At 59.2% G+C, this 20,340-nt stretch carries 20 protein-coding genes; 12 read left to right on the forward strand and 8 right to left on the reverse strand.

Going from position 1 to position 20,340, the window contains the following annotated elements:
* Positions 1-193: 193 nt before the first annotated feature.
* Positions 194-1,858, forward strand: coding sequence for an energy-dependent translational throttle protein EttA (gene ettA / locus NPS56_RS10335; RefSeq protein WP_008058240.1), 1,665 nt, complete (start codon positions 194-196; stop codon positions 1,856-1,858).
* 347 nt (positions 1,859-2,205) lie between these two features.
* Positions 2,206-3,543 carry an NADP-specific glutamate dehydrogenase gene (gene gdhA / locus NPS56_RS10340; protein WP_274074527.1) on the forward strand — a complete coding sequence of 446 codons (1,338 nt, stop codon included), beginning with the start codon at positions 2,206-2,208 and terminating at the stop codon, positions 3,541-3,543.
* Here the strand turns inward: gdhA and NPS56_RS10345 are convergent.
* The 3 genes from NPS56_RS10345 to NPS56_RS10355 form a co-directional block, all read right to left on the reverse strand.
* Positions 3,540-4,034 (reverse strand): GreA/GreB family elongation factor, encoded by a 495-nt coding sequence (locus NPS56_RS10345; protein WP_274074528.1) that lies wholly within the window; start codon positions 4,032-4,034, stop codon positions 3,540-3,542. The two genes, gdhA and NPS56_RS10345, sit on opposite strands and share 4 nt — an antisense overlap.
* Positions 4,035-4,085: 51 nt before the next feature.
* The gene (locus NPS56_RS10350; protein WP_274074529.1) at positions 4,086-5,939 is read right to left on the reverse strand and encodes a DUF4105 domain-containing protein; all 1,854 of its coding nucleotides are present in this window, start codon (positions 5,937-5,939) and stop codon (positions 4,086-4,088) included.
* A gap of 234 nt (positions 5,940-6,173) precedes the next feature.
* On the reverse strand, positions 6,174-6,662 hold the full coding sequence (locus NPS56_RS10355; RefSeq protein WP_020798660.1) for a DUF3015 domain-containing protein: 489 nt from the start codon (positions 6,660-6,662) through the stop codon (positions 6,174-6,176).
* 280 nt (positions 6,663-6,942) lie between these two features.
* On the opposite strand from NPS56_RS10355, the gene NPS56_RS10360 reads away from it, so the two are divergent.
* Positions 6,943-9,381: a Lon protease family protein gene (locus tag NPS56_RS10360; protein ID WP_274074530.1), complete on the forward strand. Its 2,439-nt coding sequence runs from the start codon at positions 6,943-6,945 to the stop codon at positions 9,379-9,381.
* A gap of 312 nt (positions 9,382-9,693) precedes the next feature.
* Complete coding sequence (locus NPS56_RS10365; protein ID WP_046815727.1) at positions 9,694-10,035, forward strand: hypothetical protein; 342 nt, start codon at positions 9,694-9,696, stop codon at positions 10,033-10,035.
* A 5-nt stretch (positions 10,036-10,040) separates the two neighbouring features.
* Here NPS56_RS10365 and NPS56_RS10370 read toward each other — a convergent pair whose 3' ends face one another.
* Positions 10,041-11,870 carry a hypothetical protein gene (locus NPS56_RS10370; protein WP_274074531.1) on the reverse strand — a complete coding sequence of 610 codons (1,830 nt, stop codon included), beginning with the start codon at positions 11,868-11,870 and terminating at the stop codon, positions 10,041-10,043.
* Positions 11,871-12,039: 169 nt separating this feature from the next.
* Here NPS56_RS10370 and NPS56_RS10375 point away from each other — a divergent pair, with 169 nt between their 5' ends.
* The 3 genes from NPS56_RS10375 to NPS56_RS10385 all read left to right on the forward strand — a co-directional run bounded on the left by NPS56_RS10375 (position 12,040) and on the right by NPS56_RS10385 (position 13,691).
* On the forward strand, positions 12,040-12,528 hold the full coding sequence (locus NPS56_RS10375; protein ID WP_007970904.1) for a TIGR00645 family protein: 489 nt from the start codon (positions 12,040-12,042) through the stop codon (positions 12,526-12,528).
* A gap of 136 nt (positions 12,529-12,664) precedes the next feature.
* The gene (locus NPS56_RS10380; protein ID WP_274074532.1) at positions 12,665-12,955 is read left to right on the forward strand and encodes a DUF6482 family protein; all 291 of its coding nucleotides are present in this window, start codon (positions 12,665-12,667) and stop codon (positions 12,953-12,955) included.
* A 118-nt stretch (positions 12,956-13,073) separates the two neighbouring features.
* The gene (locus tag NPS56_RS10385; RefSeq protein ID WP_137804297.1) at positions 13,074-13,691 is read left to right on the forward strand and encodes an FKBP-type peptidyl-prolyl cis-trans isomerase; all 618 of its coding nucleotides are present in this window, start codon (positions 13,074-13,076) and stop codon (positions 13,689-13,691) included.
* Positions 13,692-13,822: 131 nt separating this feature from the next.
* Here the strand turns inward: NPS56_RS10385 and NPS56_RS10390 are convergent, their stop codons facing one another.
* From NPS56_RS10390 to NPS56_RS10400, 3 genes are all read right to left on the reverse strand, one after another.
* Entirely contained in the window at positions 13,823-14,080 is a 258-nt protein-coding gene (locus NPS56_RS10390; RefSeq protein WP_180204545.1) for a hypothetical protein, read from the reverse strand.
* A 207-nt stretch (positions 14,081-14,287) separates the two neighbouring features.
* Entirely contained in the window at positions 14,288-14,629 is a 342-nt protein-coding gene (locus NPS56_RS10395; RefSeq protein ID WP_020798653.1) for a zinc ribbon domain-containing protein YjdM, read from the reverse strand.
* 162 nt (positions 14,630-14,791) lie between these two features.
* Positions 14,792-15,760, reverse strand: coding sequence for a polyprenyl synthetase family protein (locus NPS56_RS10400; RefSeq protein WP_008058287.1), 969 nt, complete (start codon positions 15,758-15,760; stop codon positions 14,792-14,794).
* A 239-nt stretch (positions 15,761-15,999) separates the two neighbouring features.
* On the opposite strand from NPS56_RS10400, the gene rplU reads away from it, so the two are divergent.
* The 5 genes from rplU to NPS56_RS10425 all read left to right on the forward strand — a co-directional run bounded on the left by rplU (position 16,000) and on the right by NPS56_RS10425 (position 19,748).
* The gene (gene rplU / locus NPS56_RS10405) at positions 16,000-16,314 is read left to right on the forward strand and encodes a 50S ribosomal protein L21 (protein WP_003176051.1); all 315 of its coding nucleotides are present in this window, start codon (positions 16,000-16,002) and stop codon (positions 16,312-16,314) included.
* 35 nt (positions 16,315-16,349) lie between these two features.
* On the forward strand, positions 16,350-16,607 hold the full coding sequence (gene rpmA, locus NPS56_RS10410) for a 50S ribosomal protein L27 (RefSeq protein WP_003281574.1): 258 nt from the start codon (positions 16,350-16,352) through the stop codon (positions 16,605-16,607).
* 195 nt (positions 16,608-16,802) lie between these two features.
* Positions 16,803-18,026, forward strand: coding sequence for an Obg family GTPase CgtA (gene cgtA, locus NPS56_RS10415; protein WP_274074533.1), 1,224 nt, complete (start codon positions 16,803-16,805; stop codon positions 18,024-18,026).
* A gap of 127 nt (positions 18,027-18,153) precedes the next feature.
* Positions 18,154-19,272, forward strand: a complete 1,119-nt coding sequence (proB, locus tag NPS56_RS10420) for a glutamate 5-kinase (RefSeq protein WP_033047437.1) — start codon at positions 18,154-18,156, stop codon at positions 19,270-19,272.
* Between the two features lie 11 nt (positions 19,273-19,283).
* Positions 19,284-19,748 carry a CreA family protein gene (locus tag NPS56_RS10425; RefSeq protein ID WP_274074534.1) on the forward strand — a complete coding sequence of 155 codons (465 nt, stop codon included), beginning with the start codon at positions 19,284-19,286 and terminating at the stop codon, positions 19,746-19,748.
* A 182-nt stretch (positions 19,749-19,930) separates the two neighbouring features.
* Here the strand turns inward: NPS56_RS10425 and rpsT are convergent, their stop codons facing one another.
* Complete coding sequence (gene rpsT, locus NPS56_RS10430) at positions 19,931-20,209, reverse strand: 30S ribosomal protein S20 (protein ID WP_020798646.1); 279 nt, start codon at positions 20,207-20,209, stop codon at positions 19,931-19,933.
* Positions 20,210-20,340 lie beyond the last annotated feature (131 nt).

Genomic DNA, 20,340 nt, shown 5'->3' on the forward strand with positions numbered 1-20,340 from the left:
GCCAGTCCCGCTCGGCTGGACTGCCATCTGTCATTAAGGTAGCTTTGCCGGTTACGCGGGAGCGTTCCAGCTCCTAGAATCAGACTTTTTTCAGCGCATACGCATTGGCCTCGTCAAGCGTACAGCGCGCATGGTCTGGCCAGGCCTCGCCTGCACCCTAATCATTTCATCAGTCACTGACCCAAGGTTCTCCATGGCTCAATACGTATTCACCATGCATCGGCTGGGCAAAGTTGTTCCACCGAAGCGGGAAATCCTGAAAAACATCTCCTTGTCGTTCTTCCCGGGCGCCAAGATCGGCGTGCTCGGCCTCAACGGTTCGGGTAAGTCCACCCTGTTGAAAATCATGGCAGGCGTCGACACCGAGTTCGACGGCGAAGCCCGTCCGATGCCGGACCTGAACATCGGCTACCTGCCGCAAGAGCCGCAACTGGACCCGACCAAGACCGTGCGTGAAGTGGTCGAGGAAGCGGTCAGCGTGATCAAGGATGCCCAGGCACGCCTGGACGAGGTTTACGCGGCCTACGCCGATCCGGATGCCGACTTCGACAAGCTGGCAGCCGAACAGGCCAAGCTCGAAGCCATCCTGCAGGCCAGCGACGGCCACAACCTGGAGCGTCAGCTGGAAGTCGCCGCCGATGCGCTGCGCCTGCCGGCCTGGGATGCCAAGGTTGAAGTCCTCTCCGGTGGTGAAAAACGTCGCGTGGCCCTGTGCCGCCTGCTGCTGTCCGCCCCGGACATGCTGCTGCTCGACGAACCGACCAACCACCTGGACGCCGATTCGGTTGCGTGGCTGGAGCACTTCCTGCACGACTTCCCGGGCACCGTGGTCGCGATCACGCACGACCGTTACTTCCTGGACAACGTCGCTGGCTGGATTCTGGAACTTGACCGCGGCGCGGGCATTCCTTACGAGGGCAACTATTCGGGTTGGCTGGAAGCCAAGTCCGATCGTCTGGCTGCCGAATCCAAGCAGCAGTCGGCTCACGAAAAAGCCATGAAGGAAGAACTGGAGTGGGTGCGCAAAGGCGCCAAGGCCCGCCAGTCGAAATCCAAGGCACGTCTGCAACGCTTCGAAGAAATGCAATCGCAGGAATTCCAGAAGCGCAGCGAAACCAACGAGATCTACATTCCGGCCGGTCCACGCCTGGGCGACAAGGTCATCGAGTTCAAGAACGTCACCAAGGGCTATGGCGATCGCGTGTTGATCGACAACCTGTCGTTCTCCATGCCGAAAGGCGCCATCGTTGGCGTGATCGGCGGTAACGGTGCCGGTAAATCGACCCTGTTCCGCATGCTGATGGGCAAGGAAACTCCGGATTCGGGCAGCATCGAAGTCGGCGAAACCGTGCAGCTGGCCTGCGTCGACCAGAGCCGCGAAGACCTGGACGGCAGCAAGACCGTGTTCCAGCAGATCTCCGACGGTTCCGACCAGATCCGCATCGGCAACTACGAGATCCCGTCGCGCACTTACGTGGGCCGCTTCAACTTCAAGGGCGGTGACCAACAGAAGTTCGTCAAGGACCTGTCCGGTGGTGAGCGTGGTCGCTTGCACCTGGCCCTGACCCTGAAAGAGGGCGGCAACGTCCTGCTGCTCGACGAACCGTCCAACGACCTCGACGTTGAAACCCTGCGTTCCCTGGAAGAAGCCCTGCTGGACTTCCCGGGCGCCGCCATTGTGATCTCCCACGATCGGTGGTTCCTTGACCGCGTCGCGACTCACATCCTGGCGTACGAAGACGACTCGCAAGCGGTGTTCTTCGAAGGTAACTACACCGAATACGAAGCCGATCGCAAAAAGCGTCTTGGCGAAGCCGCTGCCCAGCCGCACCGGGTACGCCACAAGAAACTGGCCTGATTCGGGTTGGTGGCATGAAAAAGCGGAGCCTTCGGGCTCCGTTTTTTTTAGCGTGTTTATTCACTGGCACCGAGTCTCGTTCTTCGCGAGCAAGCCCGCTCCCACCTCTTGAAATGCGTTCCCCTGTGGGAGCGGGCTTGCTCGCGAAGGCGGGCTAACTGATGGTGCAAAACTGGATTTTGAAATCCCTGTTTGGGTGCAAAAACACCGCGGAAACAGGGTTAATTTATATCCTGTGCACCATTTAATTTCATAAAAGCGACATTCTGCGCTGTTCCTGTGCGCGATTGGTTTGTTAAAGTCCGGCTCAAATCTTCCAACGACAATAAATTTGCCGAGACTTTTCCATGATCGAATCCGTCGACTCCTTCCTTGCCCGCCTGAAAAAACGCGACCCGGACCAGCCTGAATTCCATCAGGCCGTCGAAGAGGTGCTGCGTAGCCTGTGGCCCTTTCTTGAAGCCAATCCACACTATCTGACCTCCGGCATTCTTGAGCGTATCTGCGAGCCTGAGCGGGCCGTCGTGTTCCGCGTGTCCTGGGTCGACGATCACGGCAAGGTGCAGGTCAATCGCGGTTTCCGTATCCAGATGAACAGCGCCATTGGTCCGTACAAGGGCGGTCTGCGTTTCCATCCGTCGGTGAACCTGGGTGTCCTGAAGTTCCTCGCCTTCGAGCAGACCTTCAAGAACTCGCTGACGTCGCTGCCGATGGGCGGCGGCAAGGGTGGTTCGGATTTCGACCCCAAAGGCAAGAGCGATGCCGAAGTCATGCGCTTCTGCCAGGCCTTCATGAGCGAGCTGTACCGCCACATCGGTGCCGATGTCGACGTGCCGGCCGGTGACATCGGTGTCGGTGCCCGTGAAATCGGCTTCCTGTTCGGTCAGTACAAGCGCTTGAGCAACCAGTTCACCAGCGTGTTGACCGGCAAGGGCCCGAGCTACGGCGGCAGCCTGATCCGCCCTGAGGCCACCGGCTTCGGTTGCGTGTACTTCGCCGAGGAAATGCTCAAGCGTCGCGGTGAAACCGTCGAAGGCAAACGCGTGGCCATCTCGGGTTCCGGCAACGTTGCGCAATATGCTGCGCGCAAGGTCATGGACCTGGGCGGCAAAGTGATTTCGCTGTCCGACTCCGAAGGCACGCTGTACTGCGAAAGCGGGCTGACCGAGGCGCAATGGCAGGCGGTGCTGGAACTGAAAAACGTCCAGCGCGGACGCATCAGCGAACTGGCCGGTCGTTTTGGCCTGGAGTTCCTGGCTGGCCAGCATCCATGGGGGCTGAGCTGCGACATCGCGCTGCCGTGCGCCACGCAGAACGAACTGGATGCCGATGCGGCACGGGCGTTGCTGCGCAATGGCTGCATCTGTGTGGCGGAAGGCGCGAACATGCCGACCACCCTCGAAGCCGTCGACCTGTTCATCGAGGCAGGCATCCTGTTCGCGCCGGGCAAGGCGTCGAATGCCGGTGGGGTGGCCGTCAGCGGCCTGGAGATGTCGCAGAACGCCATGCGCCTGCTCTGGACTGGTGGTGAGGTGGACAGCAAGCTGCACGCGATCATGCAGTCGATCCACCACGCCTGCGTGCATTACGGGGAAGAAAACGGTCAGGTCAACTACGTCAAGGGCGCGAACATCGCCGGTTTCGTCAAGGTTGCCGACGCCATGCTCGCCCAGGGTGTGGTTTAAGCCGGTTCGATGCGGATGATCTCGATCAGTTGATCGCCGGCTGGGCGTTGCCATAGCACCTCGTCACCGAGTTGCGCTCCGAGCAGCGCCCGGCCCAGCGGAGACCCCCAGTTGATCAGGCCGGCTGGCGCGTTAGCCTGATCTTCCCCCACCAGTTGCACGGTCAGCTCCGTGTCCTGTTCGTCGGCGAAGGTTACTCGACTGCCAATCTGTACTTTTTTCGTTGAGCTCGGGGGCGGTACAAGCTGAGCACTTTGCAGGCGCTGGCTGAAATACCTCAAGTCGCGCTGAAGGTCTGCCTTTCGCTGCTTGTTGGCCAAGTCTCCTTGTGCGCTCAGTTCTCCCAACAGGTTCTGCAACTCGGCGACCTTCGCCTGCAATTGGGCGAGACCAGTGGGCGTAACGTAATTGGGCTGCGCGCTGACCTGCCGTTCAACTGGCTGATCAGCTTGTGCAGCAGCATTATCTTCATTGACGAAGGCACGACTCATGGTTTTCTCCCGTTATAGGGGTTAGGCCATGGTTGCAGGCATTTGGTTGCGTCAGTAGTGATACCACTTCACCTCAAGCATCACTTCATTCTCGGGCGTGGCCAGGTGGCTGAATTCGCGCTGGGCACTCAGGCGCAGACCGAGGTTGCGCGACAATTCCCACTGCTGGTTCAGGCTCAGGCTACGGCGCACTTCACCGTTGGTGAAGAAATCGCCTTTCGCCTCCAGGCTCAGATTCCCCAGCGGGTTTTTCCACAGCAGACCCGTGTTGAAACCCGCCGCCGGAGAGATGAATTCGGCGAAATCATTGTTGTGCTCCACGCGCACGGTGCCCAGGGCAAAACCGAGGGTGTCGTCGGCCAGTTGCCAGGTTCCACCGCCTCCACCATTGACGTGGCTGACCAGGGTTTCATCATCATGCTTGCCCGGCACCCGCTCCAGGCCACCGGTGACCTGCCACGACAGCGGTTGCAGCAACTCGTTGCGCGGGGTCAGGGAGCGAATCGTCGCCAGGTCCAGTTGCTGCACTTGCCAGTCATTGCCTTCGTACTGGCGCAGTTTCAATTGCAGGATTTCGATCTGAGCGCCGAGGGGGAAGCTTTCGGCGTTGTCGTTGAGGTCGTGATAGGCCATGCGCAGGCCGTACTCGCCAAAGGCACGATCACCGCGGGTGCCGAGGCCGGCCTGCCAGGTGCGGGATTCGTGGCCATCTTCCGGAAGCCCGGGTTGCGGGATATCGAGCTCTGGTGCGGGGTTCTGGTTGATCGCCCGCAGCAGTTCGAAACTGCGCTGTGCCCGTTGCGGGTCGCGCTCCTGACCATTGGCGCGGTAGCGCTCCAGTCGATAGGCCGCATCGATGATCAACGCTTGGCGCGCGCGGGGTTGTGCCTTGAATTCGGGTGTTTGCAGTTGCTTCTGGTCAGCACTGACTTTCAGCACCCACTGCTGTTCTTCGTCGGTCAGTGTCTCGGCGCGACTCAGCAGTTCGCGCTCGCGGGAAGGGCGGTACTGGATGGACTCCACCAGCCCGGCTTCTTTTACGGCCTTGACGGTGTCTGTGGGAATGGCGGTCAGCGGGAATTGCCCGGTCAGGCGCAGGCTCGGGCGCGCCACTTGCAGCAGTTCCAGCAGGCGATAGGAGCAGTTTTCGTCGAAGAAGAAATAATCGAACTGAATCTGTTTCAGCTCCCAGACGTGCTCGACCATCCGCGCCGTTTCCTGCTGGGTCAGGTTCAGCCGGTACTCCCACAAGTCGCGGTTTTCGAGGCTGCGGTATTCCGAGAGTTTTTCCTGGTAAGGCACTAGTGCAAACAGTCCCGGATAGCCACCCATCAAGCCTTTCCATGCGTACAGGATGCTGTTGTCCGACCCCTCGATGTAGGCGCCGAAGTTGATCGCGTAACTGAGCAGCGAGGTCTTGTCGCTTTGTACATCGGCCTGATCGATGCGCAGCAGCGTGTGGCCGAACATCGATGACGGGCTGTTCAGGTAGGCTGCCGGAAAGATCATCACCGCGCTGTGGGGCGAGACGTCCTTGAACCATTGCTTGAATTCGGGGCAGTCCGGTGCCGGAAGATCGGTCAGGTTGAGCTGCGCTTTCAGCCAGCGGGTACGGGCCGGATAGACGCATTGCGCATGCTGTTCACCCGCACTGGCAGGGGCGTACAGCGCTTGCACGGTGGCTGCCAGTTCATGGTCCGAATGTTCATTGCCATCGGCGGCGAGAAAGAATTTTTTGTCGCTGACATAGCTGCGCCAGCCACCAAGCTTGGCGGTTTCGTAGTGACCGAGGGAGATCCAGAAAGGATCGTTGGCCAGCTGCTGCAAACGTTGGGGATCGATATGAGGCGCGGCGGACAGCGGGGCGCAGACACAGAGCGCCAGCCAGGCAAGGCGTTTGAGCATAAGTGGCAACTTGAACAGGAAAAAATAAAGACCCAGCACAATGGATGCAATTCAACTGTAGGAGCTGGCTTGCCAGCGATGGTCGTTAACGATGACGCGTGTTGACTGGATGAACACAGCGCCTATGAGGCCATCGCTGGCTAGCCAGCTCCTACAGTTGCATGACATTACCCAAAGAGGGGCAGGTCCAAAAAATAAAACCCCGCTTCTCGAAAGAAGCGGGGCGGGTCGAGCTTATGCCTGAGTGGCGTACTTGGCCAGACGAGGATCGCTCTTCAGAACGGCCAGGGTGTTGGTATGCACATCTTCCGCGGTCACGTCAGCCTTGCTGAAGATCTGCTGGAAGTGCTCGTGAGTGACAGCGGCGAAGTGCGCACGGTCTTCCGGCGCCACGCCCAGTACCACGGCGTAGGTGGTCAGCGCTTCGCCCTGACCTTTAGCCATGTCTTCGGACAGCTCGTTCATCATGCCATTCATGGCAAACCAGGATTTGCCGCCATAGGTCAGCGACGCGTTGGTCGAGCAACCGTTGGTACCAGAAGTCATACCGAAAGTTGCGTTGCCGGAAGTGCCGTTGGTGGTGGATGCCAGGAAGTGAGCCGGGGTGCCACGCTGACCTTCGAACAGCATGTTGCCCCAACCGCAATCCGGACCGCCTGGCGCCTGCGCCATGGCGTTGATGGATACAGCGGTGAAGAGAGTACCGAGAAGAATCCGTTTCATAGCTTTTTTCTCTTTGTGTGCATACCAATGGACAAGGGTGCTGGCGCCTACCTGACACCAGTTGGGCCGGTTATTAGTCCAGCCGCGCAGTTTGGAGTTTAGGCACGATCCCGGGGTTCCGTGATTTTTTGCTAAAACTTCACTGCAATCGCGGATTTGCCCCCGGCCCGCCTGGGGCTGGTGGCTTGTCTATGCTTTGCCATGAGGCGCGCCTTGCAAGTGAGGTATGGGCAGCGCCAGAATGCCGCTATCTGCCCCGCCTGATTGTTAAGGAAGCCCGATGCCTGATCCTGTTGCTGCCAGCTTGCGTCTAGCGCCCGAAGCGCTGACCCGTCCGTTTTCCGCTGAACAGTTCAGCTTCTCTACCACCAATGATCTGGAGCCCTTTCGCGGTGTGCTTGGCCAGGAACGCGCGGTCGAAGCCTTGCAGTTCGGTGTGGCCATGCCACGCCCCGGTTACAACGTATTCGTCATGGGCGAGCCTGGCACCGGTCGCTTCTCGTTCGTCAAACGCTACCTGAAGGCCGAAGGCAAGCGCCTGCAGACCCCGGCGGACTGGGTCTACGTCAATAATTTCGATGAACCGCGCGAACCGCGCGCCCTGGAGTTGCCGTCGGGCACCGCCGGTGCCTTCATCGGTGATATCAACGGCTTGATCGACAACCTGCTGGCGACCTTTCCGGCGGTGTTCGAGCACCCGTCCTACCAGCAGAAAAAAAGCGCCATCGACCGCGCCTTCAACCAGCGCTACGACAAGGCGCTGGACGTGATCGAGCGGCTGGCGCTGGAAAAAGAGGTCGCGCTGTACCGCGACAGCAGCAACATCGCCTTCACGCCGATGCTCGAGGGCAAGGCGCTGGACGAGGCGGAGTTCGCCCAATTGCCGGAAGCCGAGCGCGAACGCTTTCATGAGGATATTTCCAATCTCGAAGAGCGCCTGAACGAGGAGCTCGCCAGCCTGCCGCAATGGAAGCGCGAATCGAGCAATCAACTGCGCCATCTCAACGAAGAGACCATTACCCTGGCTCTGCAGCCATTGCTGTCGCCGTTGTCGGAGAAATACGCCGAGAACGCCGCGGTGTGCGGTTACCTGCAAGCGATGCAGGTGTATCTGCTCAAGACCGTGGTCGAGCAACTGGTCGACGACAGCAAGACCGATGCGGTCGCCCGCAAGCTGCTGGAGGAGCAATACGCGCCGAGCCTGGTGGTCGGGCATTCGGCCAGTGGTGGCGCGCCCGTGGTGTTCGAGCCGCATCCGACCTACGAAAACCTGTTCGGCCGCATCGAGTACAGCACCGACCAGGGCGCGCTCTACACCACCTATCGGCAACTGCGACCGGGTGCGTTGCACCGGGCCAATGGCGGCTTCCTGATCCTGGAAGCGGATAAGATGCTCAGCGAACCGTTCGTGTGGGATGCGCTGAAGCGCGCCCTGCAATCGCGCAAACTGAAAATGGAATCGCCACTGGGCGAGATGGGCCGTTTCGCCACCGTCACCCTGACGCCGCAGCACATTCCATTGCAGGTCAAGGTCGTCATCATCGGCGCCCGCCAGCTCTACTACACGTTGCAAGACCTCGATCCGGACTTCCAGGAAATGTTTCGCGTCCTGGTGGATTTCGATGAAGACATTCCGATGGTCGACGAGAGCCTGGAGCAGTTCGCCCAGTTGCTCAAGACCCGAACTTCCGAGGAAGGCATGGCGCCGTTGACCGCCGATGCAGTGGCGCGCCTGGCAACCTACAGCGCTCGGCTGGCGGAGCATCAGGGACGCTTGTCGGCGCGCATCGGCGATCTGTTCCAGCTGGTCAGCGAGGCAGACTTCATACGTCACCTGGCCGGCGATGAGATGACCGACGCCGGGCACATCGAGCGCGCGCTCAAGGCCAAGGCCACCCGCACGGGACGTGTGTCGGCGCGGATTCTAGATGACATGCTGGCGGGGATCATCCTGATCGACACCGCGGGCGCGGCGGTCGGCAAGTGCAACGGCCTGACAGTGCTGGAAGTCGGTGACTCGGCCTTCGGTGTACCGGCGCGGATTTCCGCCACGGTGTACCCGGGTGGTAGCGGCATCGTCGACATCGAGCGTGAGGTCAACCTCGGTCAACCGATTCACTCCAAAGGGGTGATGATCCTCACCGGTTACCTGGGCAGTCGTTACGCCCAGGAGTTTCCGCTGGCGATCTCCGCGAGCATCGCGCTGGAGCAGTCCTACGGTTACGTCGACGGTGACAGTGCGTCCCTGGGCGAGGCGTGCACCCTGATCTCGGCCTTGTCGAAAACCCCGCTCAAGCAGTGCTTTGCGATTACCGGCTCGATCAACCAGTTCGGTGAAGTGCAGGCCGTGGGCGGCGTCAACGAGAAGATCGAAGGCTTCTTCCGTCTCTGCGAAGCCCGCGGGCTGACGGGCGAGCAAGGCGCGATCATACCCCACGCCAACGTCGCCACCTTGATGCTCGATGAGAAAGTGCTGGCGGCGGTGCGCGCCGGTCAGTTCCATGTCTATGCCGTGCGCCAGGCTGACGAGGCGCTGAGCCTGCTGGTGGGCGAGCCGGCGGGCGAGCCCGATGAGAATGGCGAGTTCCCTGAAGGCAGCGTCAACGCACGGGTGGTGGAGCGCTTGCGGGTGATCGCGGAGATGATCAGCGAGGAAGATCTGAAAGAGGCTGAAAAGGAAATGGCGGTCGAGGCGCTGGTGGAGGCCAAGCCGGCCTGACCCTGAGACTCCCCGATCCACCTGTAGGAGCAAGCTTGCTCGCGATAGCGATCTTTCAGACAACAACGATGTTGACTGTCACTCCGCCATCGCGAGCAAGCTTGCTCCTACAGTTCAATCGGGTGAAACCTGAAAAAGTGCCATCACTCTGGCGCCAATATTCACACTATGACCATTCGGCGCCTTCTGGTCTTACTTGACGTGCTAGTCAGACTTTTCCTCTATTCTCTGCTCAAGGATATCGACAGTATCACTGGATCGAGACAGCCTTCCCGTGGAGGCTGAATACCGGATCTACCGAGGGTCGCCGCCATGTCGCGCAACCTCTGTCTCACCCGTCAATGCCTGGGTCTTGTGACCCGTATCGAATGCGCCATCAAGCCGCTGGCTGGCGATACGGGCATGTGGACCTTGCTCTTCGCCGCCGGAATGGCTGGCGAACAACCTTCAGCCATCAAGGCCCAAGGCCCGTTCCATGGCCCTTTTGTAGCCGAGTCCATCCTCGATACCATTGTTGAAAGCCTGACCCTGCATGGCTATGAACTGGCCGATGACCCGCAGATCTGGTGCCTGCATCTGCAAGCCCAGCTGCGGGAAATCAACGGTGGCCGTTGTCGTAACGTGGGTGGCTTCGAGTTCCGGCCCGAGCACTGATAGCGCTATTGGGGCTGGCTGGACATGTCAGCCTTGTCGAGCTTGACCTCGAAACCGTACTGCACGGTAGCGAGGTCAGTTCGTTGATAGGTTTCCAGGCGCGTGGGTTGCCCGTAGAAGTAATGCACGGCGAATAACGCAGGGCCTTCTGTGCTCGCGTCATGGCTGACTGCAAGAATTTCCTTCAAGTAATTACCGCTGTCATCCTTGGCAAAAAACCGCCAGTCCTGTTCGGGAAACACTTTCGCATCCACCACCAGTGCATTGCCCTTGAGTTCAAGGCCCTTGGGCAATTGACGGGCATCGTAGGCCTGCTTGTCGACGGTGGCCAGGAACAGCGGGATGGAACCGACCACAAAGGCCGGCGTTTGTGGGAACAGGTTCAGGTCGTAGGTGATGGTGCCGCGCAGGGGGTCGACCTCATAGGCCTCGGGTGGCAATTCGATTGGCTCATCGCGGTTGCCGCTGCTGTCTTCGGTGAAGAAACTGACCGGGCTTTCGCCAGGGTTGAACGAGGTGCCGAGCAGTTCATCATTGAAGCTGCGCAGGTGAGTGAACTCCACGCGTGCAGCGCTGGGGTCCTCGACCGATTGATTGATCCTGACGCCTGCTTTCAGCTGTTCCTCTGTCAAGGTCGCGCCCTTGAGCCAGGTCGCGGCGTTGTCGTCGTAGACCACCACCGGCAAGTTCAGCGGCTGGACGGTTTTCGCCGTGGTATGGGGATCGAAGCGGCGTACCGGCAGGTTCAAGTCCTTGCGGGTCACGGTCACGCTGGAGAAATCCAGCAGGCTGACCTCAAGGGTTTCGATGGGGCCATTGAAATACACCTTGGAGTAGTGGCGTTTCTGTTGTTTCTCGAAGGCTCGCTGTTCTTCATTGAGCTGGTTTTCCAGTGACTCGCTCCAGAGCTTCTGTTGTTGCATCTTCGCCAGTTGCTTCTGGTAGAAGGCGATTTGCGCAGCAGTTTCATTGATGGATCCTGAGCGCGACAGAAACTGCCCTGTGGTATCCCTGGCCTGGACGATCAACGGGTTCAATGGTGTTTCAGCGATCTCGGGGGCGAGCGGCGCGCTGTTGCTGAACTCGATTTCGGCGTGGTTATCCGTAAGGCTCAGCAGGGTGACGCTCAGGTTGTCGTTGGTGCGGGTCTGGCCGACGTCCTTTTTCGTCAGGTCGAAGCTGTAGAGCCGGCGGGGTGCAATGACCTCCACTTTGCCTTGCAGGCTCACCGGTTGTGGCTGGTTTTTGATATCGACGTCCAGGCCTTCAATGAACGGATAGGTCACGGTCAGGTCGTCAGGGTTGGTCAGGTTGGAGCTCGATGGGCTCAGTTGAATGCCGGGGTCGGTTTCCGACCATTCCGGCTGGAAGGCGATGACCCGTTTGTTGCTCAGGGTGACCGACTGCCATTGCAGGCCATGGGGAAACAGGAATGCCGCCGGGATGCTGAAGTTGAAGGGAAACACCGGTTGCAGGTCAGTCAGGTAGTCGGAGCTGGAGTCCTTGTGCAGGACGAACAGGCCGTTGATGTAGGTGTCGACCAGGGCCTGGGGCGTCGGGTAGTGCTTGAGCACGGCGAGGGCGTCTTCGCCGTATTCGGTTTCCACGGGTTTGCTGTCGAGCTTGAGTTGTGCGCGCTCGAGCAACAACAGCGAGCCACCCAGCTCAGATATCTCATCCTTGAGTTTCGGGTCCTCGATGGCGTCCAGGGACTTTTCGAACTGAGCCGTTTTTTCCTCGAGGCTGACCTGGCGCTTCTCGTCGCTGGGCGAGCAGGCGCTGAGCAGCAGAGCCAGGCAAATTCCGGCACTCGTAAAAGGCAATCGCCCATCCATTTCCAGTCTTCCTGTCCGATGTCATTTTGCTGTCAATGGGTTGGACACTAGCAGAAAAAATTGACACACACGCGCAGGTTGCGGATTTCCCAATGGTTTCTGGCGGCTTCTGGGTATGGACAGGTGGCTGTTATACTCGCGTCCATTTTCAGACCTACTGTGAGATTCAATGGAACGCTTTATCGAAAATGCAATGTATGCCTCGCGCTGGCTGTTGGCGCCGATCTATTTCGGTCTGTCCCTGGGGCTGTTGGCACTGGCGCTGAAATTCTTCCAGGAAGTCTTCCATGTCATCCCCAACGTCTTTTCGATGGCCGAATCGGACCTGATTCTGGTGCTGCTGTCGCTCATCGACATGGCGCTGGTAGGCGGTTTGCTGGTGATGGTGATGATTTCCGGTTATGAGAACTTCGTTTCTCAACTGGACATCGACGACAGCAAGGAAAAGCTCAACTGGTTGGGCACCATGGACTCCTCGTCGCTGAAAATGAAGGTGGCCGCCTCGATCGTGGCGATCTCGTCCATCCACCTGCTGCGCATCTTCATGGACGCCAAGAACGTCGACCCCGAGCATTTGCAGTGGTATGTCATCATCCACATGACCTTTGTGGTGTCGGCATTTGCCATGGGTTACCTGGATAAAGTGACCAAGCACTAAACAACGGCTGTCCTGTTCCTCACGCGCCGCCCGTCTGTTGCAAAACAGACGGGCGGCGTCGTTTTCGGCTTGTGCTTTGAGGCGCCGAGGCATATCCCTGTAAAGGTGTTAACTCGCCACTGCGTGAGGTGCGTTCATGAACCTGCAAGAGCTGAATGCCTATGCCGTCGCCGGGAAGGTCGATGAGCTGAACCTGATTTCGATGGAAGGGGGTATCTACCTGCTGGAGGCGCGGATGCACGGTGCGGCGTATCCGTTGAGCGATACCCACGGCCATATGCTGAGCCTGCGCTCTGTGGAACATGCCCGGGATGTGCTTCGCTCCTTTCCCAAGTTGCACTTCAACCTGGTGCACACGGTGGTACATGACGAAATGTGCGGGTTGGTCGCCGATATCGAGGAAAACCTGAAGGTACCGATCGCCTGACGCCTCTCATCAATGCCATGGCAACTGTGCTAGTCTGCTCGCCCTTTTATGTAGGGCTTTTCGGAAGGTTCTGTAGGAATTAGTACCTTTTCGGAAGGCCCCAGAGCGGAGCAGTGTCATGTCCGAAGTAAATCTGTCCACCGACGAAACCCGCGTGAGCTACGGCATTGGCCGTCAGCTGGGCGACCAGCTGCGCGACAACCCGCCGCCGGGCGTTAGCCTGGACGCGATCCTGGCAGGCCTGACCGACGCGTTTGCCGGTCAGCCAAGCCGTGTTGGCCAGGAAGAAATGTCCGCGAGCTTCAAGGTGATTCGCGAAATCATGCAGGCCGAAGCTGCAGCCAAGGCTGAAGCGGCCGCTGGCGAAGGCCTGGCCTTCCTGGCTGAAAATGCCAAGCGTGATGGCATCACCACCCTGGCTTCCGGCCTGCAGTTCGAAGTGCTGACAGCCGGTGAAGGCGCCAAGCCATCCCGTGAAGACACCGTGCGTACCCACTACCACGGCACCCTGATCGACGGCACCGTGTTCGACAGCTCATACGAGCGCGGCCAGCCTGCGGAATTCCCGGTTGGCGGCGTGATCGCTGGCTGGACCGAAGCACTGCAACTGATGAATGCCGGCAGCAAATGGCGCCTGTACGTGCCGAGCGAACTGGCTTACGGCGCTCAAGGCGTTGGCAGCATTCCGCCGCACAGCGTACTGGTATTCGACGTCGAGCTGCTGGACGTTCTGTAATACCTGGCCCGATATGACCTCGGGTTAATGTGGGAGCGGGCTTGCTCGCGAAGGCGTTGGTTCAGTCAACAAACACGTTGCCTGACACACCGCTATCGCTGGCAAGCCAGCTCCTACAGGTTTAGCGGTTTTCATATTTCGATCTTGTGATGCAGTTCATTGGTCGGGCGCAACGCCCGGGCATAGCAGAACAGGAACAGGTTGCGCACCACTTCCTTGAGCACCACCGGCTCGCTGGAACTCAAGCCGTTGACGTCCAGGTCGCCCTGATCCTGCAATTCGCTCAAGGCTTCTTCTTCCAGCACGGCACAGACTTCCCCGGTTTCCCGATGCAGGATCCTGAGGTAGGGGTGTGGGCGGTCCAGCCAGGCATCGATCAAATAAGTCATGTCTTCTCATCTCCGTTGATTGGGTTCAATGAGAATAATTCTTATTCAATAAATAGCAAGGGCCTATTGGCGCTTTGGGCTTTTTTCAGGGTAAAGATTGCGTAAGGTCAAAACGGCTGGCGTTTGGCTATTGCGAGGATTCATTGGGCGAGGCGGGTAGGGCGAAGCACCACCCCACGACAAGGCGCGGGATGGCGTACAGCTGAATCAGACTTTTCGGACGAACTCGGATTTGAGCTTCATCGGACCGATGCCGTCGATCTTGCAGTCGATGTCGTGATCGCCATCGCACAGGCGGATGTTCTTGACCTTGGTGCCGACCTTGACCACCAGCGACGTGCCCTTGACCTTGAGGTCCTTGATCACGGTGATGGTGTCGCCGTCCTGCAGGACATTGCCGACCGAATCCTTTTTCACGGCGTCATCGGACACAGCTTCCGCTTCACCGCTGGCGGACCATTCGTGGGCGCACTCGGGGCAGATCAGCTGGGCGCCGTCTTCGTAGGTGTATTCGGAATTGCATTTCGGGCAGGGTGGCAACGTGCTCACTAAGGCTCCTTTGGATTCAGGATCGCTAAAAAGCGCACATTGTATAGGGTTTTAGAGCGGGAAGGTGGGACTGTAGGAGCCGGCTTGCTGGCGATGCATACAACCAGGTGTGTCAGGGGCACCGAGGTGATGCGATCGCCAGCAAGCCGGCTCCTACAGGGGTCAGTGTGTGCGGGCTACTGCGAACTCGCTCAACTCGACCAATGCATCGCGATACTCGCTGGCTGGCAGCGCATCGAGGCATTTGATCGCACGGGCCACGTAATCACGGGCCAGTTGCGCGGTGTACTCCAGCGAGCCGGAGGCTTCCACGGCTGCGCGGATGTTTTCGAGGTCTTCGATGCCGCCTTTCTGGATCGCCTTGCGCACCAGTGCAGCCTGCTCCGGGGTACCTTCGCGCATGGTGTAGATCAGCGGCAGGGTCGGCTTGCCTTCGGCCAGGTCGTCACCGACGTTCTTGCCCAGGGTCTCGGCATCGCCTTTGTAGTCCAGCAGGTCGTCGACCAGCTGGAAGGCCACGCCCAGGTGGTCGCCGAAGGTGCGCAGCGCTTCGCACTGTTCGGGCGTCGCACCGGCCAGGGCGGCCGCACTGTGGGTCGAGGCTTCGAAGAGCATCGCGGTCTTGCCGCGGATGACTTCCATGTAGGTTTCTTCGGTGGTGCTGGCATCACGCACCTTCGACAGCTGCAACACTTCGCCTTCGGCGATGATGCGCGTGGCTTGCGAAAGGATCTTCATCACTGGCATGGAGCCCAGCTCGACCATCATTTCGAAGGAGCGCGAATACAGGAAGTCGCCCACCAGCACGCTCGGCGCATTGCCCCACATGGCATTGGCGGTCGAGCGGCCACGGCGCATGCCGGACATGTCGACCACGTCGTCATGCAGCAGGGTGGCGGTGTGCAGGAATTCGATGGTGGCGGCCAGCAGGCGCAGGTCGTCGCCTTCGCGGCCGAGGGCCTTGCCACACAGCAGCACCAATAATGGACGCAGGCGTTTACCGCCAGCCGAGGTAATGTAATCGCCGATTTTCGATACCAGCGGCACTCGGGAAGTCAGCTGCTTCTTGATGATGCCGTCGACGGCGCTAAAATCGTCCGCCACCGCGCGGTAGAAAGCTTGGGGTTGCATCAGCGACAGTTGCTCCAGAAGGGTTGCGCGGCATGCTAGGACCCACGCCTGCAGGTGTCAAGGCGCGATGGACGGCCTATTGCAAGGCGCTCGTGCCTTGCGTACAATCGCGCACCCTGAACTTCCTGGGCAGCACCTGCCTTACGCAATTGCAAGCGGGCCTCCAGCCCCATGCAGCCATGCCAGCCAATACCTCTTCTTATAAAGAGCTGGGTGAGCAGGATTATCGGAGAAATACCATGTCTTATGCAGTAATCGTTACTGGCGGCAAGCAGTACAAAGTCGCCCCAGGTGAATACCTGAAGATCGAAAAACTGGAAATCGCTACCGGCGAATCCGTTACCTTTGATCGCGTTCTGTTGGTTGCCAACGGTGACGACGTGAATATCGGCGCTCCAGTTGTTGCTGGCGCTACCGTTGTGGCTGAAGTGATCTCCCAAGGTCGTCACGATAAAGTCCGCATCATCAAGTTCCGTCGCCGTAAGCACCACATGAAGCGTATGGGCCACCGCCAGTGGTACACCGAGATCAAAATCACCGGTATTCAGGCTTAATTACAGCCTAATTCCTCACTAGGAGAATTGAACTCATGGCACACAAAAAAGCTGGTGGTAGTACCCGTAACGGTCGCGACTCAGAAGCCAAACGCCTTGGCGTGAAGATGTATGGCGGCCAGGCTATCAAAGCAGGCAACATCATCGTGCGTCAGCGCGGCACCCAATTCCACGCTGGCTACGGCGTTGGCATGGGTAAAGATCACACTCTCTTCGCTAAAGTCGAAGGCGTGATCAAGTTCGAAGTAAAAGGCGCCTTCGGTCGTCGTTACGTGAGCGTAGTCGCGGCTTAATTGCGCGATCGCTGGAAAAGCCCTGTCTCGCGACGGGGCTTTTTCGTTTGTGGGGTGAGTCTCTTGCAAAGCTGTTTGTATGGGCTGTTGGCGTACGATGTAGGTATCGTGGTTTGGGGTCGCTGCGCTCATTTTTGCAAGAGTCTTATGTCTTGATTGTTTTTCGGCTCGTCCGTATGGCGAGAGGCGTTTGTTATGAAGTTTGTTGATGAAGTATCGATTCGCGTAAAGGCTGGTGACGGCGGCAATGGCGCCATGAGTTTCCGTCGGGAAAAATTTATCGAGAACGGTGGCCCGAACGGCGGTGATGGCGGTGATGGCGGTTCCATCTACATGATGGCCGACGAAAACCTCAACACCCTGGTGGACTACCGTTACACCCGGCACTTCGATGCCGAGCGTGGCTCCAACGGCGGCAGCACCGACTGCACCGGCAAGAAGGGTGAAGACCTGATCCTGCGCGTTCCGGTCGGCACCACGGTGATCGACTCCGCGACTCAGGAAGTCATCGGTGACCTGACCAAGGCCGGTCAGAAACTGATGGTAGTGCAGGGCGGCTGGCACGGGCTGGGCAACACCCGTTTCAAATCCAGTACCAACCGTGCGCCGCGCCAGACCACGCCGGGCAAGCCGGGTGAGCAGCGCGACCTGAAACTGGAAATGAAAGTACTGGCGGACGTAGGTTTGCTGGGTTTGCCGAACGCCGGTAAAAGTACCTTTATCCGTTCGGTCTCGGCCGCCAAGCCGAAAGTTGCCGACTACCCGTTCACCACGCTGGTGCCGAACCTGGGTGTGGTCAGTGTCGATCGCTGGAAGAGCTTCGTCATTGCCGATATTCCGGGTTTGATCGAAGGTGCTTCCGAGGGTGCCGGCCTGGGTATTCGCTTCCTCAAGCACTTGGCGCGTACGCGTCTGCTACTGCACCTCGTGGACATGGCGCCGCTGGATGATGCCAGCGCGCCGGATGCCGCTGAAGTGATCGTCAACGAGCTGATCAAGTTCAGCCCGTCGCTGGCGGAGCGTGATCGCTGGCTGGTCCTGAACAAGTGCGACCAGATCCTCGAAGAAGAGCACGATGCTCGCGTCAAGGAAATCGTTGATCGCCTGGAGTGGACGGGTCCGGTCTATGTGATCTCGGCCATCTCCAAGCTCGGTACCGAGCGTCTGTGCCACGACATCATGCGTTACATGGAAGATCGTGCCGATCGCCTGGCCAACGACCCGGCCTACAAGGAAGAGCTGGCGGATCTCGATCAGCGCATCGAAGACGAGGCTCGCGCGCAGCTGCAGGCGCTGGATGACAAGCGTGCCCTGCGTCGCAGCGGCGTGAAGTCGGTCCACGACATCGGTGACGATGATTGGGACGAAGAAGATGTGGATGACGAAGACGGTCCGGAAATCATTTACGTGCGTGACTGATTCGTTGCGATAAACTTAAGCGCCGCTCAATCGAGCGGCGTTTTAGTATCTGTAAATCGATCGTTGGTCACGAATAACGTCATGGGCAGTGCCAGGTCGCGCTGCCCTCAAGCTAAGGTTGAAGATGATGCGGAGCAAGGTGACAGGTGCGCAGCGTTGGGTCGTGAAGATCGGCAGCGCTTTGCTGACGGCGGACGGCAAGGGCCTGGATCGCGCGGCAATGGGTGTCTGGGTTGAACAGATGGTGGCCTTGCATGAGGCGGGTGTCGAGCTGGTGCTGGTGTCCTCCGGGGCGGTGGCGGCCGGCATGAGCCGTCTGGGCTGGACCTCTCGACCCAGTGCGATGCACGAGCTCCAGGCCGCTGCAGCAATCGGCCAGATGGGCTTGGTGCAGGCCTGGGAGTCGAGCTTTGCCGAGCATGGCCGGCACACTGCGCAGATTCTCCTGACCCACGATGACCTGTCCGACCGCAAGCGCTACCTGAACGCGCGCAGTACCTTGCGCGCGCTGGTTGAGCTCAAAGTCATCCCGGTGATCAACGAGAACGACACCGTGGTCACCGATGAAATCCGTTTCGGCGACAACGATACCCTGGCGGCGCTGGTGGCCAACCTGGTCGAGGCTGACCTGCTGGTGATCCTGACGGATCGCGATGGCATGTTCGACGCCGATCCGCGTAACAACCCTGATGCCCAACTGATCTACGAGGCGCGCGCCGATGATCCGGCGCTCGACGCGGTGGCGGGCGGTACCGGCGGTGCGCTGGGGCGCGGCGGCATGCAGACCAAGTTGCGGGCGGCACGCCTGGCGGCGCGGTCCGGTGCCCATACGATCATCGTCGGTGGTCGTCTTGAGCGCGTGCTGGATCGCCTCAAGGCGGGCGAGCGCATCGGCACCTTGCTCTCGCCTGAGCGCGGCATGCTGGCGGCGCGCAAGCAATGGCTGGCCGGGCATCTGCAAACCCGTGGCACCCTCGTGCTGGATGCGGGTGCGGTGACGGCGTTGTCCCAGGGCAACAAGAGCCTGCTGCCGGTTGGAGTCAAGTTGGTCCAGGGCAGCTTCCGTCGCGGCGAAATGGTGGTGTGCGTCGCGCCCGACGGTCGTGAAATTGCCCGTGGGCTGGCCAACTACAGTGCGCTGGAGGCACAAAAAATCATCGGTCAGTCGTCTGAGGCGATTGTCGGTCTCCTGGGTTATATGGCGGAACCGGAACTGGTTCATCGCGATAACCTGATTCTGGTCTGAAGGAATACCTGATGCGCGTGGCAAAAGGATTGTTGGGATTGCTGCTGGCGATGCCGCTGTTGGCGTCGGCCGAGGAAATTGGCCAGGTGTCGACGGTGTTCAAGTTCGTCGGCCCGAACGATCGCATCGTGGTCGAGGCCTTTGATGATCCCAAGGTCGAGGGTGTGACGTGCTACCTGTCGCGGGCCAAGACCGGCGGCGTGAAGGGTGGGCTGGGATTGGCCGAGGACCGCGCCGAGGCGTCCATCGCCTGTCGCCAGGTCGGGCCCATCAGCTTCAAGGGTGAGCTCAAGGACGGTGACGAGGTGTTCAAGGAGCGCACGTCCCTGGTCTTCAAGACCATGCAGGTGGTGCGGTTTCTCGACAAGAAGCGCAATACGCTGGTGTACCTGGTGTACAGCGATCGGTTGATCGAGGGTAGCCCGCAGAATGCGGTGACGGCGATTCCGATCTTGCCGTGGGCCAGCGCTCAATAATCAGACGCAAATCCAAATGTGGGAGCGGGCTTGCTCGCGAAGGCGCAGTGTCAGTCAATATTGATGTCGACTGACACTGCGCCTTCGCGAGCAAGCCCGCTCCCACAGTTTTTTTGCGCGCCCATCAAATCGCGGGCAATAAAAAACCGACCCTGAGGTCGGTTTTTTAATGAACGAGTCGCTTAGGCAGCAGCGGCAACGTTCAGGGCCTTTACGTGGCCATTCAGGCGGCTCTTATGACGAGCAGCCTTGTTCTTGTGGATGATGCCTTTATCGGCCATACGGTCGATAACTGGCACAGCCAGAACGTAAGCAGCTTGAGCTTTTTCAGCGTCTTTTGCGTCGATGGCCTTAACTACATTCTTGATGTAGGTACGAACCATGGAACGCAGGCTGGCGTTGTGGCTGCGACGCTTCTCAGCCTGTTTTGCACGTTTTTTGGCGGAAGGTGAGTTGGCCACCGTCGAGCTCCTCGAAAGACTTTTTAGGAAATAGCAAACAAAATAGGCCGCGAATCATGCCGATGAGTTGAGGTCTTGTCAAGGGCGGTTGAGACGTTCCGCTAAGTGGTAGGTACTACACCTCTGGATAT

Source organism: Pseudomonas putida, assembly GCF_028682635.1.
GTDB lineage: Bacteria > Pseudomonadota > Gammaproteobacteria > Pseudomonadales > Pseudomonadaceae > Aquipseudomonas > Aquipseudomonas putida_AE.